This window comes from Pseudaminobacter sp. Soil_N_29, assembly GCF_057656055.1.
Genome location: NZ_JBDGLC010000007.1, coordinates 220027 through 234979 on the forward strand (window position 1 = coordinate 220027; position 14953 = coordinate 234979).

General features: G+C 62.5%; 16 protein-coding genes. 7 read left to right on the plus strand and 9 right to left on the minus strand.

Going from position 1 to position 14953, the window contains the following annotated elements:
* Positions 1–41: 41 nt before the first annotated feature.
* Complete coding sequence (gene fahA, locus AC3A4H_RS17225; protein WP_487767791.1) at positions 42–1295, minus strand: fumarylacetoacetase; 1254 nt, start codon at positions 1293–1295, stop codon at positions 42–44.
* Between the two features lie 81 nt (positions 1296–1376).
* Complete coding sequence (gene hmgA, locus AC3A4H_RS17230; protein ID WP_487767873.1) at positions 1377–2711, minus strand: homogentisate 1,2-dioxygenase; 1335 nt, start codon at positions 2709–2711, stop codon at positions 1377–1379.
* Positions 2712–2943: 232 nt separating this feature from the next.
* Here hmgA and AC3A4H_RS17235 point away from each other — a divergent pair, with 232 nt between their 5' ends.
* Complete coding sequence (locus AC3A4H_RS17235; protein ID WP_487767792.1) at positions 2944–3387, plus strand: MarR family winged helix-turn-helix transcriptional regulator; 444 nt, start codon at positions 2944–2946, stop codon at positions 3385–3387.
* A complete protein-coding gene (maiA, locus tag AC3A4H_RS17240; RefSeq protein WP_487767793.1) occupies positions 3384–4001 on the plus strand; it encodes a maleylacetoacetate isomerase in 618 nt (205 codons plus the stop codon). Before AC3A4H_RS17235 ends, maiA begins: the two co-directional genes overlap by 4 nt.
* Positions 4002–4032: 31 nt before the next feature.
* On the opposite strand, the gene AC3A4H_RS17245 is transcribed toward maiA, so the two are convergent.
* Positions 4033–5241, minus strand: coding sequence for a pyridoxal phosphate-dependent aminotransferase (locus AC3A4H_RS17245; RefSeq protein ID WP_487767794.1), 1209 nt, complete (start codon positions 5239–5241; stop codon positions 4033–4035).
* A gap of 86 nt (positions 5242–5327) precedes the next feature.
* On the opposite strand from AC3A4H_RS17245, the gene AC3A4H_RS17250 reads away from it, so the two are divergent.
* The gene (locus AC3A4H_RS17250) at positions 5328–6014 is read left to right on the plus strand and encodes a GNAT family N-acetyltransferase (protein WP_487767795.1); all 687 of its coding nucleotides are present in this window, start codon (positions 5328–5330) and stop codon (positions 6012–6014) included.
* A gap of 39 nt (positions 6015–6053) precedes the next feature.
* On the plus strand, positions 6054–6260 hold the full coding sequence (locus AC3A4H_RS17255) for a hypothetical protein (RefSeq protein WP_487767796.1): 207 nt from the start codon (positions 6054–6056) through the stop codon (positions 6258–6260).
* 30 nt (positions 6261–6290) lie between these two features.
* Here the strand turns inward: AC3A4H_RS17255 and AC3A4H_RS17260 are convergent, their stop codons facing one another.
* Both AC3A4H_RS17260 and AC3A4H_RS17265 read right to left on the minus strand, forming a co-directional pair.
* The gene (locus tag AC3A4H_RS17260) at positions 6291–7727 is read right to left on the minus strand and encodes an ATP-binding protein (protein WP_487767797.1); all 1437 of its coding nucleotides are present in this window, start codon (positions 7725–7727) and stop codon (positions 6291–6293) included.
* Positions 7724–8440 carry a response regulator gene (locus tag AC3A4H_RS17265; protein ID WP_487767798.1) on the minus strand — a complete coding sequence of 239 codons (717 nt, stop codon included), beginning with the start codon at positions 8438–8440 and terminating at the stop codon, positions 7724–7726. Before AC3A4H_RS17265 ends, AC3A4H_RS17260 begins: the two co-directional genes overlap by 4 nt.
* 195 nt (positions 8441–8635) lie before the next feature.
* On the opposite strand from AC3A4H_RS17265, the gene AC3A4H_RS17270 reads away from it, so the two are divergent.
* A complete protein-coding gene (locus AC3A4H_RS17270) occupies positions 8636–8929 on the plus strand; it encodes a hypothetical protein (RefSeq protein WP_487767799.1) in 294 nt (97 codons plus the stop codon).
* A 44-nt stretch (positions 8930–8973) separates the two neighbouring features.
* Positions 8974–9201 (plus strand): hypothetical protein, encoded by a 228-nt coding sequence (locus tag AC3A4H_RS17275; protein WP_348780922.1) that lies wholly within the window; start codon positions 8974–8976, stop codon positions 9199–9201.
* Positions 9202–9345: 144 nt separating this feature from the next.
* Here the strand turns inward: AC3A4H_RS17275 and AC3A4H_RS17280 are convergent, their stop codons facing one another.
* The 4 genes from AC3A4H_RS17280 to AC3A4H_RS17295 all read right to left on the minus strand — a co-directional run bounded on the left by AC3A4H_RS17280 (position 9346) and on the right by AC3A4H_RS17295 (position 13236).
* On the minus strand, positions 9346–10395 hold the full coding sequence (locus AC3A4H_RS17280) for a nickel/cobalt transporter (protein ID WP_487767800.1): 1050 nt from the start codon (positions 10393–10395) through the stop codon (positions 9346–9348).
* 4 nt (positions 10396–10399) lie between these two features.
* Complete coding sequence (locus tag AC3A4H_RS17285) at positions 10400–11065, minus strand: DUF1007 family protein (RefSeq protein ID WP_487767874.1); 666 nt, start codon at positions 11063–11065, stop codon at positions 10400–10402.
* A gap of 70 nt (positions 11066–11135) precedes the next feature.
* The gene (locus AC3A4H_RS17290) at positions 11136–12035 is read right to left on the minus strand and encodes a LysR family transcriptional regulator (protein WP_487767801.1); all 900 of its coding nucleotides are present in this window, start codon (positions 12033–12035) and stop codon (positions 11136–11138) included.
* A gap of 4 nt (positions 12036–12039) precedes the next feature.
* On the minus strand, positions 12040–13236 hold the full coding sequence (locus AC3A4H_RS17295; protein ID WP_487767802.1) for an amidase: 1197 nt from the start codon (positions 13234–13236) through the stop codon (positions 12040–12042).
* Positions 13237–13778: 542 nt separating this feature from the next.
* On the opposite strand from AC3A4H_RS17295, the gene odc2 reads away from it, so the two are divergent.
* Positions 13779–14912, plus strand: a complete 1134-nt coding sequence (gene odc2 / locus AC3A4H_RS17300) for an ornithine/lysine decarboxylase (protein WP_487767803.1) — start codon at positions 13779–13781, stop codon at positions 14910–14912.
* Positions 14913–14953 lie beyond the last annotated feature (41 nt).

A 14953-nucleotide genomic window follows, 5' to 3' on the forward strand; every position in this document is an offset into this window, starting at 1 on the left:
GAAAGGCCCCTGTTTCCAGGGGCCTTTTTTCGTTCAGCGCATCAAGCCTTGTAGGGTATCGCCGGCAAGATCTTGCCTTCGCAGGGGCCAAAGCCGATGCGGTAGCCCTGGCCTTCGGCATAGCCCGTGAACTTCACGGTATCGCCGTCGTGAAGGAAGCTGCGCGTCTCGCCGCTTTCCAGCGTCACCGGCTCCTTGCCGCCCCAGCTGATTTCCAGCATGGAGCCGCGCGAATCCTTCGTCGGGCCCGAAATGGTGCCCGAGCCGAGCAGGTCGCCAACATCCATCGGGCAGCCGGAAGTGGTGTGGTGGCAAAGCTGCTGCGGTGCCGAGTAGTACATTTCGGCATAGTTCGTCCGCGCCACAACCGTGCCGGGCTTGCCCTCGGGGGCGATTTCGACCTCGAGCTTGATGTCGTAGAGCATCGGGCCCGGCTCGGCCAGGTAGGGCAGCAGTTCCTTCTCGCGGGCGGGCGTGGAGGTGCGGAACGGTTCGAGCGCGGCGCGGCTCACGATCCACGGGCTGATCGTCGTGGCCGTCGCCTTTGCCTGGAACGGTCCGAGCGGCTGGTATTCCCAAGCCTGGACGTCGCGGGCTGACCAATCGTTGAGCAGCACATAGCCGAAAATCATTTCGTCGGCTTCCGCGACCGAGACCATGCCTTCGGAGGCCATTCCGACGATCGCGCCCATTTCCAGCTCGAAATCGAAACGTTCGCAGGGCGCAAAGCGCGGTGCTGCGTCGTTCGGGCCCTTCAACTGGCCGTTGGGACGGCGCACCTCGGTGCCGGAAACCACGACCGAGGACGCGCGGCCATTGTAGCCGATGGGAATGTGCAGCCAGTTCGGCGGCAGCGCGTTTTCCGCCCCGCGGAACATCGTGCCCACATTCGTCGCGTGGTGCCTGCTGGCGTAGAAATCCGTATAGCCGGAGACGAGAAACGGCATGAACAATTCCGCGTCCGATGCCGGATAGAGATGAGGCTCGACTTCCTCGCGCTCGGAAGACCCTTCGACCAACAATTCCGTCAGGCGATCACGAAACGCGTCCCATGCCTCCGGACCCATCTCCATCAGCACGTTCCAGAACGGCACGTCGAAAACCGGCTCGTCGGAAAGATCGATAAGCCCGATCTCCTCAAGGGCGCGGATATCGACGATCTGGTCGCCAATGGCGACGCCGCAACGCGGATCGTCGTCGCCAAGAGCGAAGACGCCATAGGGCAGGTTGTTAAGTGGAAACTCGGTTGTCGCGGAGTTCGCGCTTTCCACCCAGCTCCTCAATAGGCTTGTCATGTTGTCCTTCCTGTTCAATTAGCGGAAAAAGGGCCGAGAGCCTCGCTCCCAACCCTTTCTCCAAAAATTCGCTTCGCGCGGTCACTTCACCGACGGCGTACCGTCGAACTTCTTTTCAAGGCTGCTCCAGCAATCGACGTAGTCGTCCTGCAGCGGCGCCTGCGTGGCCGCAAACTCGGTCAGATGCTGCGGGAAGCGGGTCTCGAACATGAACGACATGGTCTCGTCCAGCTTCTCCGGCTTGAGCTCGCCATTCGAGGCTCCTTCGAAGGCATCGCGGTCCGGTCCGTGGGGCAGCATCATGTTGTGAAGGCTCATGCCGCCCGGCACGAAGCCCTGGGGCTTGGCGTCGTAAATGCCATAGATGTTGCCCATTATCTCCGACATGATGTTCTTGTGGTACCACGGCGGGCGGAAGGAATGCTCGGCCACCATCCAGCGCTCGCGGAACAGGACAAAGTCGATGTTGGCGGTGCCTTCCACGCCCGAAGGTGCGGTCAGCACGGTGAAGATGGACGGATCGGGATGGTCGAACAGGATCGCGCCGACCGGCGAGTAGGTGCGAAGGTCATATTTGACCGGCGCATAGTTGCCGTGCCACGCCACCACATCCAGCGGCGAATGGTTGATGAAGGTCTCGTGAAACTGACCGCACCACTTGATGACCACGCGTGAGCGGACCTCGCGATCCTCGAAGGCCGCGACCGGCGTTTTGAAATCGCGCGGGTTTGCCATGCAGTTGGCGCCGATGGGGCCACGGCTCGGAAGATCGAATTTCTGACCGTAGTTTTCGCAGACGAAGCCGCGGGCCGGTCCTTCCAGCACTTCGACGCGGTAGACGAGACCGCGCGGCAGGATCGCTATCTCCTTCGGCTCAAGATCGATCACGCCCAGTTCGGTCAGGAAGCGCAGGCGGCCTTCCTGCGGCACGACGAGCAGTTCGCTGTCGGCCGAGTAGAAATACTCGTCCTGCATCGAGGTGTTCACAAGGTAGACATGGCTTGCCATGCCCACCTGCGTGTTGACGTCGCCAGCGGTGGTCATCGTGCGCATGCCGGTAATCCACGTCAGCGATTCTTCCGTGTGCGGAACCGGGTCCCAGCGGTATTGGCCGAGGCTGATCACATCGGGAAGCACGCAGGGCGCGGATTTCCAGAACGGCACGTCGATCTTGGAGAAGCGCGTCACATGCTTCACCGACGGACGAATGCGATAGCACCAGGTGCGCTCGTTCTGGCCGCGGGGCGCCGTGAATGCGGTGCCTGAAAGCTGCTCGGCATAAAGGCCGTAAGAGCATTTTTGCGGGCTGTTCTGCCCTTGCGGCAGCGCGCCCGGCAGTGCCTCCGTTTCAAAATCATTGCCGAAGCCGGGCATGTAGCCGGGAACGGTGCCGGTGGTGAGGCCGCTTTGGATCATGCCTGCCGGTAGGGGAACTGTCATCTTCAACGCCTTCCAATATGAGTTGCCGGAAACGGTCGTTTTCGAGCCGTCGAGCGTGCAATTCGCTTGATCAGAGATATCGTTGCGTTTACAACGATGTCAAGTGGCCCGCTGAAATGGAATTGTCTCGCGCCGAGATGTCTGATTTCCTTGGGGAAATTCGAAGTGATTTTTACAGCAATTGGCGCGACTATTTTTCGAGGGTTGAATGCAAATGCAGACCGATAGCAATTTTGATCTGGACAATTTCCTGCCTTACCAGCTCGCCGTCGTTGCTGGCCGGGCGAGCAAGGCATTTTCGGAAATCTATTCTGCTGAAGCGGGACTTACGGTCCCCGAGTGGCGCATCATGGCGCATCTCCTGAAGGCCGAGGCCGTCAGTGTACGCGAAATCCACCTGCGCACCGACCTGGACAAGCCAAAGGTCAGCCGTGCTTCCGATCGGCTCGAGGCCGAGGGCCTGCTGGTCAAGAAGGTGAACCCGCGTGACCGGCGCCTGGTTGAATTGAGCCTGACGCCTGCGGGCCGGGCGTTGATGATGAAACTGATTCCGCTGGCCAACCAGTTCCAGCAGAAATTGCTGGAGCAGCTTGGCGGCGATGCGGCGGCCTTCAGGGCCGCACTCTCCCGGATGATGGATGATTCGAAATGACCACGCTTTACGACTATTGGCGCTCGTCTGCTTCCTACAGGCTGCGCATCGCTCTCGGGCTCCTTGGCGAGCCTTATGAGAAAGTGACGGTCAACCTGCTTGAGGGGGAACATCGCGGCGCCGCGAATCTGGCCCGCAATCCGCAGGGCCTTGTGCCGACGCTGGAGATCGACGGCCATTCCTTCACCCAGTCGCTGGCGATTCTCGAATATCTCGATGAGACGCGAAACGCCGGGTTTCTGCCGAAGGATCCGATCGGTCGTGCAAGAGTGCGCGCGCTCTCGTATGCGGTTGCGATGGAGATCCACCCGGTCTGCAACCTTTCCGTCGGCAAATATGCTTCCGAACAGTCGAATGGCGCGATCACGACGGAAAGCTGGTCGCAGCACTTCATCGGCAAGGGCTTCATGGCGCTGGAGAGAATGCTTGAGGCGCCGGAGACCGGCGCGTTCTGCCATGGCGACAGCGTGACGATGGCGGATATCTGCCTCGTGCCGCAGGTCTACAATGCGCGGCGCTGGGGTGTGGACCTCTCCAAGACGCCGAAACTGGCGGAAATCTCTTCCAGAGCAGAAGCCCTGCCGGCTTTCGCCGCTGCGTTCCCCAGCCAATAGTACTGCGCCGCTTCTTCCATGAAAACGGCGGTCAGCCCCGCGCGGCGCTGACGCTGTCGCGTGAGAGGAAGTCGCCGATCCTTTCCAGCGCGCGCAGGATGTTTTCTTCCGAATTGGCGTAGGAAAGGCGGATATAGCCTTCGCCGAGCACGCCGAAATCCGGACCGCCGATCAGCGCCACGCCGGCTTCTTCCAGCAGCGCGCTCGCCAGTTTCTTGGATTTCCAGCCTGTGCCGGCAATGTTGGGGAAGGCATAGAAGGCACCCTTGGGCGTGATGCAGGAAATGCCGGGCAGCGCATTCAGCCCCTCGACCACAACCTTGCGGCGCTTGTCGAAGGCGCGCATCATCTTTTCCACGTCGTCCTGCGGACCATCGACGGCCGCGATGCCCGAAAACTGGCTCGGCGCGTTGACGCAGGACCAGCAGTTGACCGCCAGCTTGCGCACCTTGTCGTAGAGATGCGCGCCTTTCTCACCGTTCGGCCAGATCGACCAGCCCATGCGCCAGCCGGTCATTGCCCAGGTCTTGGACCAGCCGTTCAGCACGATCAGCCGGTCGCGGATTTCGGGAAACTTCAGCAGCGAGCAGTGCGTCTCGCCGTCATAGGTCATGACGTCGTAGATCTCGTCGGAGAGGATCGCGACATGCGGATGCGCCTCCAGCCCCTTCACCAGCTTCTCGATCTCGGCGCGCGGGGTGACGCCGCCGGTAGGATTGGCCGGCGAGTTGAGAATCAACAGCCGCGTCTTCGGCGTGATCAGCGACAGCGTTTCCTCCGCCGAGAACGCAAAGCCGTTGACCTCGCGCATAGGCACCGGCACCGGAGTGGCACCGGTAAACTCGATCATCGAGCGGTAAATCGGAAAGCCCGGATCGGGGTAGAGGATTTCGGTGCCCGGCTCGCCGAACATCATGATAGCCGCAAACATGGTCGGCTTGCCGCCGGGCATTATCATCACGCTCTCGGGCGAAACCTCGACGCCGGTAGTTGCGAGCGTGCGCCGCACCACCGCCTCGCGGGTGGCAAGCAGGCCGTTTGCCGGCGTATAGCCGTGATGGCCATCGCGCAGTGCCTTGATCGCCGCCTCCACGATGTGGTCCGGCGTGCGGAAATCCGGCTGGCCGATGCCGAGATTGACGATGTCGCGTCCTTCATGAGCAAGCTGGGTGGCGCGGGCCAGAACGGCAAAAGCGTTTTCCTCGCCGAGGCGGTCGAAGGCGGCAATCGTTTGGAGCATGTTTCGCGGCCCGTCTGGTTCTTTTGAACTGAATGCGTTTTTGTGAGGCTTTCGGCTGAGAAAAGCAATCACATGGGGACGATAGGATGACGACGGACCTGGCAAACTGGCAGCCGCGGCCGCGCCCGCAGCGCGAGGTTTTGGAGGGGCGTTATGTGCGGCTGGAGCCGCTCGATGCGGTCCGGCACGGCGATGGGCTGTTTGTGGCGTCGTCGGTGCCGGATGCGGGCGATCGTTTCCGCTGGCTGCCGGAATATCCGCCGGAGACCCGCGAAGGCTTCCAGCCCTGGCTGGACAAGGCGACCGCAAGCGAGGACCCGCTCTATTTCACCGTCATCGACAAGGCGAGCGGCCAGATTGCCGGCCGCCAGACGCTCATGCGCATCGATCCGGCCAATGGTGTCATCGAGATCGGCAACATCTATTGGGGCCCGCTGATCTCGCGCAAGCCGGCGGCAACCGAGGCGCAATTCCTGTTCATGCAATATGCTTTCGATACGCTCGGCTATCGCCGCTACGAGTGGAAGTGCAACAATGCCAACCTGCCGTCAAAGCGGGCGGCCGAGCGCTTCGGCTTCAAGTTCGAGGGCATCTTCCGCCAGCACCTGGTCGTGAAGGGTAAGAACCGCGACACGGCGTGGTATTCTGTCATTGACGGCGAATGGCCTGCGCTGAAACGCGCCTATGAGAACTGGCTCGATCCGGCTAATTTCGATGCCGAGGGTCGGCAGAAGCAGCGGCTGGAAGATTTTCGCTCCACGCTGGCCGCCTGATCCTGGGCGGCGGCGCAAACTGACAGAATGGAAATGACGATGGATTCAGGCAACCGCAAATCGGCGATCGCCGCGGCGGCGATCATGCTGGTGTTCGGCCTGCTCGCCTATTTCCTGCCCAACATCATGCTGGCGGTCGGCGGCGTTTCGCCTCTCGCGGCCGGGGCCGTCGCGGTGTTGTTCGTGGCGGGGTTCTTCATCGTTTTCTGGCTGCGGGCACGCAGCCAGCGCCGCAAGCCGCACTGACAGCCGCGACTTGAGCTGGCGACGGCCACCTCATGCGGTTGCCTTCGGCCTTGGTTCCCTGACGCGCGGCAAGACCAGCACCGAGCGCAAACCGCCGCCCGGCCGGTTGCGGAGAGTGACGTCGCCGCCGAAGCTGCGCGCGGTGTTGCGCGCAATGGTCAGGCCCAGGCCGAAGCCGCCGGTCTGGCGGTTGCGCGACGCTTCCACGCGCGTGAATGGCCGAAAGACCCTTTCGATATCCGCATCCGGAATGCCCGGGCCATCATCGTCGATCGAAAGCACGATCTCGCTCTCGGTTTGAGAAACGCTCAGGCGTGCCGAGCCGCCATATTTCACGGCATTCTCGATCAGGTTGGTTATGCAGCGCCGCAGCGGCACCGCTCGGCCGAGACATATCAGGCCGCGTTGACGAGCAGCCGTTTCATCCATGACCACGTTGGGGTTTTCATCGGCGATGGAGTCGACCAGGGACCAGAAATCTATCCGCTCTAGATCGCCGGAGTGGCCGTTCTGACTGGCGAAATCCAGCACGGAGGCAGTGATGGTCTCGATGTCTGCCAGGTTCTGCATCAGCGCTTTCTTCACCGGCGATTGGCCGAGCAATTCGATGCGCAGGCGAATGCGTGTCAGCGGCGTGCGCAGGTCGTGCGCGAGCGCTGCGGCCAGAAGCTCCCTGTCCTCGACATATTCGCGCAGGCGCGCTTGCATGGCGTTGACCGCTCGCGCGGCGGACCGGTATTCGCTGCTGCCGCGCTCGGGCAGGGGAGGGCTCTTCAGGTCTTCGCCGATATGCCCGACGGCGCTTTCAAGGGCACGATAGGGCGCGGTTAGCCGGCGCAGCGCCCACATCGAAAGCAGCACCACGGCCGCGGCCGCCGAGGCGTAGAGCGGCAGGCTTTGCGCCGTCAGGATCGGGCTGAGGGGCGTGGACGGCATGATGAAGTTCATCCATTGCCCGTCCTTGAACTCGATCGAGGCTATGAGCGTGTCGCTCTTGGTGTAGTCCGCCGCAAGGTTGAGGAGTTCTCGCTCGACGCTGCCCACGTCGTCTCTGGTGGCTGCGGCGCCGGCATTCGCATTTCCCTCGCTGATGGGGGATTCGCGGCGGACACGCGCATCCTCCACGCCGTATTTCGACAGGCGCCCGACGATGATGTCCTCCATCTCCGCCATCTCGTCGTCCGTCGGGATGGAGGAGGTGATCGCGGCTTCATCGGAAACGGTAAGCCCGTAGGGCGGCGCCGACAGTTCAGCCGCAATGTTCTTTCGCTGCTCCGGCGAGGCCGCATACATCAGCTTGACCAGCGCCAGAGAGCGTTCGTTGAGCCGGAGCAGGTCCTGGATGTTGTTGGAAGCCACGCGTTCGCGCGCCACGATTGAAAGCGTCAGGACCTGTATGGCCAGCAGGCCGGCGATGAGGATCAGCAGCACCCAGGCGGGAAGCGAGCGCGGCAGAAGCCATCTCATTCGGCAACGACCTCCGGCACGAACTGGTAGCCGCCGCCGCGCACCGTCTGGATGAGCTTGGGCGAGCGGGGATCATCCTCCATCTTGCGTCGCAAGCGGCTGACCAGGATGTCGACGCTGCGATCATAGCTGTAGTCGCCGTTCTGGTTGGACAGCTCCACGAGCTGCTCGCGGCTGAGCACGCGCTGCGCACTCTTGGCGAGCGTCAACAGCAGATTGAACTCGGCGGTGGTCAACTCTATGCGCACCTCGTCCGGGTTCAGCAGCCGTCGGCGGGCAGCGTCCAGTGTCCAGCCGGCAAACCTGAATATCTGCTCCATGGGCCGGTAGGCGCCGCCAGGCTCGCTGCGCCGGCGCAGCACCGCGCGGGTGCGCGCCAGCAGCTCGCGCGGGTCAAAAGGCTTGGGCACGTAGTCGTCGGCGCCCATCTCCAGGCCGACGATGCGGTCGATGGTCTCCGTGACGGCCGTCAGCATGATGATCGGCACCTTAGAATGAACTCGTAGCTCGCGGCAGATGTCCAGCCCGCCTTTGCCCGGCAGCATCACGTCGAGGATGATCAGGTCGACGGGGCTTCGCCGCAGGGCCGCCTGCATCTCGTCCTCGTCGCGTGCTGCCGATACCCGCAATCCGTGCTTCTGGAAATATTCCTGCAGCAGGTCGCGGATCTCCTTGTCGTCGTCGACGATCAGGATATGGGCGTCGGTTTTCAAATTCCTGTTCCCTGCTTGAGCATCGCGATGACCGCGCTGGAAAAATAAGTCCGGTCGCAAGGATTGGCCAGCGGCAGGTGCGGGAGCCTCGTTGTTACAATCCAGATACAAAACACTGCAAACCGGAAAAACGCGAGACACGCCGGCCCGTCATAAAGTCCCCGTTGCTTCAGTCACCTGGTTCGGGGAACGCCAATGCGCAAATGCGTGAACAGTTCGACGATCGTCCTGCTCGCCGCGCTGTCGCTTGGCGTTGCCGCCGGCCAGTCCGTTGCGAAAGGGACGACCCCAAGGATCGAACAGTGCAACAGGCTGCAGCAGCAATTCGCCCACGCGATCGCCGAGCACGCCGAGGCTAAACGGGCCGCCGAGGCGAGAGCCCTTCAAAAGAAAGCCGCCAGATTCTGCGCCGGCAAGCGGCAGGCACAGGGCATACGCGCCTATGCCACCGCATTGAAGATGCTCGGAGTTCAGCCGACCGAACCCTGACCGGCCGAACTTTAACCCTGGCCCTCCGTCAAAAGGATACGACCATGACCATCAGCAAGACTCTCATCTCCGCCCTCGGCCTGACCGTTGCCCTGGCGTTCTCAGCCCCGATGTTCACCGCCACCAGCGCGAACGCTGCCGGCACGAGCGCCCAGACGGAAACCAATACGCAGGCACCGATGAAGGCGAAGAAACATCACAAGAAGTCGACGCACAAGAAGCACCACAAGAAGACCCCGCAGAGCAGCCAGACCAAGAATCCCGCTTACTAATCGCCTGTCAGTTACTCCCGTGATTTCGCCCTGGTTGCCATCGCCAGGGCGATTTTTTTGCTGGAGGAAATGCCATGGGGCTAGCGCGGCAAGTACCCGCGGCCCTTCGAGCGATGGCTGCAGCCAGTGTGCGCCGCTCCGTTCTCAGGTGGCGAGGCTTGCCGTCAGAAGCAGAATACCAAGAACGAACACGAACCCGGCCCCGGCGATCTCGATTGCCGCATGGACACGGTTTCCTGCCCGCCCGTCGCCGGCAAGGGCCACGGCCCAGTTCTTGGCGATAACTGCCATGATGGCCAGGGCCGATACGGTTATGGCCGTGCCCAAGGCCATGGCAAGCACCGAGAATACGCCGCCGACCCACAGGCCATTGAGGAAGGCGAAGGTCAGCACGATCAGCGCACCCGAGCAGGGGCGCAGGCCTACCGCGGCCACGGCCGACCAGGCGGTCTTCCAGTTGAAGTCGGCGCCCGAGATCATCGTCGGGTCCGGCGCGTGCGAGTGCCCGCAGGTCGAGCACGCCGTGTCTGGACCGTGATGGTGATCGTGATGCGTGTCACCGCAAGCATGGCCGTGATGGTGGTGTGCATGGGAATGCCCATGCGCCGCCGACAGGCTGTGAACAGGATTGGCACCAACCAGACCGCGCAGACGCGGCCACGCCTTCTGCCAGAGCAGCCATGCGCCGAAAAGGGTGATCAGCAGGTAGCTCGCCACCTCAAGGAACCACGTGGCGTTTGTCATGGTGATCGACGTGCCGCGCAACAGCAGGAACAGCAATGCCATCATGACGATTGCGGTGCCCGCCTGAAGAAATGCCGAGATGAAGGACAGCATCACGCCGCGCCGCAGCGCCACTTCGTTGGCCAGCATGTATGAGGAAATGACCGCCTTGCCGTGTCCCGGTCCGGCAGCATGGAAGATGCCATAGGCGAAGGAAAGGCCGACCAGGACCCAGATCTGACTGCCGTCCTGGCGCATTGCCTTCAGCGCACCTGTCAAGGCGCGGTAAAAGCTCTGCTGCTGGACGTTGATCCAGTTCATCAGGCCGCCGAACATGCCGGTTGAAGGGATCGTTGCTTCGTTGGCTCCGATGCCCAGGGAGCTCTGGGCGTGCGCTTGCGAGGCAAGCTGGGCGAGAACACAGGCCGCCGCCAGGGCGGCAAGCAGCATGCGTCCGGTCGTCTTGTTCACGGCTCTATCCTTGGGGTTTGCAGTTGAGTTCCAGGCGGGTCGCGAAAATCTTGCTCAGGTTGGTGCCGGCGGGATCGTTGAAGAATGCTTCTGTGAGTGTCGCCTGGTTCTGAGCGAGCGCTTCATCCGGATCGGGACGAATAACGCTGCGCGTGCAGCTTGCCGGCAAGTTCTCGACCGCCATGTTTTCGTCTTCGACGAAGTCGATTGCGGTGTAGAAGGTCGGGTCGTAGACGCCGAAATTGATATTTCCCGATAGTTGCAGCGGTTCCTTGGGTTCGGATTCGAACAGGATTATGAGCTGCTCCTGCTCGAAATAGGCCATCAGCTGCACAGGGGCCTTCATTTCCATGTTCTTTCCGTCGGCCGTGACGAACTGGAAATAGTCGTATTCTGCGAGCGACTGGAAGACGGTGTCGGCGACGTCCTTGAGTTCCTCGTCATCCAGCTTGAGGTCGGAATTCTTGTCGAACTCCATCAGCACGGTTGAGGAAAACAGTTCGTCGAAACGCCACACATGGCGCAGCGACTTCACCCTCAGGTCGGGGTCGACCATCACGTCCAGCCGCGCCTCCGCAAAGACGTGCGGATGGACCCGGGCAGGAACCGTCGAACCCAGCAATACCGCAGCGGCCGAGGCCAGGATTGCCGCTCTCATTTTTGGCTGCATCACCGTCGGTGTTCCTGTCGAGATTCGAGACTAAGGGAGGGGTTATCAGAAAGGGGGCGAAATTGGGACCTCAGCCCTGGTCCCGCGCCTTGAACCATTGCGCGAGGAAATCTACGAGCACCCGAACCTTTGCCGGCAAGTAGCGGCGGTGCGGATAGACCGCAAAGATGCCGCCGCCGGGCAGAATGTGGTCATCCAGTAAAGGCACCAGGCGCCCGCCCTCTATATCGGCGGCCGCAATGAAATCGGGCAGAATGGCAAAGCCCAGCCCTGCAAGCGCGGCCGCGCGGGTCGCAAGCGGACTGTTGACCTCCATCTGCCCGGAGACCGAGACGGTGATGGTCTCGCCATTGTCGCCCAGGAATGGCCAGTTCGAGAGCCAGCGGCCGTTGGTGTCGATGATGCAGGGCATGCCGGCCAGATCCTGTGGACGTCCGGGGCGGCCATGCTTCTCTATGAGTTCCGGCGAGCCGCAGACCCTGACCGAGAACGGCGCCAGGCGGCGCGCAATCAGCGAGGAGCTTTCGAGCCGCGAAATGCGGATTGCAAGGTCGAAACCTTCTTCCACGAGATCCACGAAGCGATCATCGAGTTGGATGTCGAGCACGATGTCGGGATGCGCCTTGGCGAAGTCGATCAGGCACTGGCCTATGGGAGCATCGGCAAAGGTGCGCGGCGCGGATAGCTTTATGCGCCCGCGTACGTCTCCGGAAGATTCGCGCACGTCATCGGCCAGGCTGTCCACCTCGCGGATGATCTCGGTGGCGCGGCGATAATAGGTGTGCCCGGCCTCTGTCAGCGAAAACTGGCGCGTGGTACGGTTGAGCAGCAGCGCGCCCAGTTCGTCCTCAAGCTCGCGCACATATTTGGAAAGCAGCGCCTTCGAGCGGCCGATCTTGCGGGCTGCGGCCGAAAAGCCCTCCGCCTCGACCACGTCGATGAAGGCGCGCATGCGGGTAAGCGTGTCCATAAATTCAGTCCTTGCCGGCCGTTTCAAGAATGCGCCGACCGAGCGCGATCAGCTGAAGGTCGCTGTGCGCCGGGCCGAGCAGCGAAATCCCGAACGGTGCGCCGTCCACTTTTCCCAGCGGCAGCGAAATCTGCGGGAAGCCCGACAGGCCGGAAAGACAGAGAAGCCGCAATGCCCGCTCGCGATAGGCGAGCAGATTGTCCGGCGTCTCCGCTTGCAGCGGTGCAGCACCTGGAACCGTCGGTAGAACGAGATAACCGTCTTCACCGAGCAGCGTGCCCAGCTCCTCGCGGAAGGCCGCGCGGAATTCCCGTGCCTGCGCCAGCGCGGAATCGTCCACCGTCTGGCCGAACCGGAACCTGTCCTCAACGCTTTTGTCGAGGCTGCCCGGGTGCGTCTCGATCCAGCGGCCCTGACTTTCCCATCCCTCGCGCGCCTGGATTTTTCTAAAACACCAGTAGAGGTCGTCGGAACTCTGGCCAAGCGGCGGCGCCGTTTCCACCTCGCCGAGCGCGTCGGCTACGGTACCCAGCATGCGGCGGTATTCGGCACCTTCCGCAGGTCCGAAGACGAGCTCGTCCAGCATCGCGAGGCGGAGCAACTTGCCTTCGCGCAGGGGGGAGGGTGCGGTGCCTAACAGCACTTTCGCCACCGCCTCATAGACTTCGATGTCCTTGGCGAACCAGCCGAACGTGTCGAGCGAGGGCGCCAGCGGTGCAGTGCCTTCCAGCGATATGCTGCCGTGGGTGGTGCGCAGGCCGATCAGGCCGCAAAAACTCGCCGGCGCGCGGATGGAGCCGCCGGTGTCGGATCCCGTCGCAATATCTGCCAATCCTCCCGCCACCGCCGCGGCCGAGCCGGACGACGAGCCGCCGGTGACACGATCAGGCGCCGCCGAATTCACCGGGCGCGGATAGTGCGCATTCTGCCCCATCAGCGAGAAGGCGAATTCGTCGGTCTGGGTCTTGCCGAGGAAATGCGCGCCGGCATCCAGAAACATCTGTATGGCGGGCGCCGTTTTCTCCGCCGGCCGGGCCGCGGCCAGCCGGTCGGGATTGCCGCAGCCGGTTGGATAACCGGCCACGTCGAAAATATCCTTCACGCCGACGCCAAGCCCGGTCAAGGGGCCCGATTTTGCATTGGGAACAGCCACTTGCGGCAGGTCCAGAAACGCATTGAGACGATCGCGCATGTCGATCATTGTTCCACAAATCATCCACTTTCGCGCAGCTTCGTTCGGTGATCGGCTTTTTACAAGCGCCCTTAAGATTTTTGTTGATTGTGACGGACCCTGACCCTATATGCGCGCTTGCCCAAAGTCGCACGTGCCTGTGGGCGTCCCCCGACCCTCGAATGGCGAGGTAATCGGGACGGTACCCGGGAAGTAACGAGCCCGGTCGGTTAAGTGGCCAACCGCCTAACCGAGGACGCCTTGAAGCAACGACGGTGCGGGCCTTTCTGGTGTCTGCCGATCGTCCATAGATCGGGGTTACTGAAGAGGCACACCTTCATTGCCGGCAGTGCGGAACGGGTCTCCCAATCCAAGCCAAGGCAGACAAAGCGAGCAGATGCCGCAAGGCACGAGCTCATCGCCGCGTGAAAGCGTTTTTTCGTTCCGGGGTCTCCACCGCCCGGTTCGTCGACTCGCATTCATGCCTTTGTCCATAGCGGCATCAGCGACCGAAGGGGATCGCGCCGCAGCTTCGTTTTCGCGTGGGGAAAACCCGCGCCAAGGAGAGACCCATGGCCACCCAGCGCATCCTCGATTTCCTCGCCACCCGACGTCCCGACGGCCCGTGCCTGGTTCTGGACCTTGAAGTCGTGCGCGACAACTATCATGCCTTCGAGAAGGCTCTGCCCAATTCCAAAATCTACTACGCGGTGAAGGCCAACCCCGCGCCGGAGATCCTGCGCCTGCTCGCGTCGCTCGGCTCGTGTTTCGACACCGCTTCGGTGGCCGAGATCGAGATGGCGCTGAGCGCGGGTGCCACGGCCGATCGCATCTCCTATGGCAACACCATCAAGAAGGAGCGCGACATTGCGCGCGCCCATGCGCTCGGCATCCGCCTCTTCGCCGTGGACTGCGTCGAGGAGGTCGAGAAGATCGCCCGCGCCGCTCCCGGCGCCCGCGTCTTCTGCCGCGTGCTGACCGATGGCGAAGGTGCGGAGTGGCCGCTGTCGCGCAAGTTCGGCTGCGTGCCGGCGATGGCGGTTGATGTTCTGCGTCATGCCAGGCTGTTGGGTCTCGATGCCTATGGCGTGTCGTTCCATGTCGGCTCGCAGCAGACCGACCTGGTTGCCTGGGACCGTGCACTGGCCGACGCCAGGGCCGTCTTCTCGGCGCTGGCGCAGGAAGGGATCACGCTGCGCATGGTCAACATGGGCGGTGGCTTCCCCACGCGCTACCTGAAGGACGTGCCCACCGCCCAGGCTTACGGCGAGGCGATCTTCGAGGCGCTGAGCAAGCATTTCGGCAACCGCATTCCGGAAACCATCATCGAGCCGGGCCGTGGCATGGTGGGCAATGCCGGCGTCATCAAGTCGGAAGTCGTGCTGATTTCCAAGAAGGCCGACAACGACAATGTGCGCTGGGTCTATCTCGACATCGGCAAGTTCGGCGGTCTCGCCGAGACGATGGACGAGGCGATCCGCTACCCCATCGTCACCCCGCGCGACGGCGATGTGGCGGAGCCTTGCGTGCTCGCCGGCCCGACCTGCGACTCGGCCGACGTGCTCTACGAGAAGGCGCCCTATCCGCTGCCGATTTCGCTGACCATCGGCGACGAGGTGCTGATTGAGGGCACCGGTGCCTACACGACGACCTACTCGGCCGTCGCCTTCAACGGCTTCGAGCCTCTCCGATCCTACGTGATCTGACGGCTCGTGACGGGGACCTGTTCGCAGGTGCCCGGCGGCCG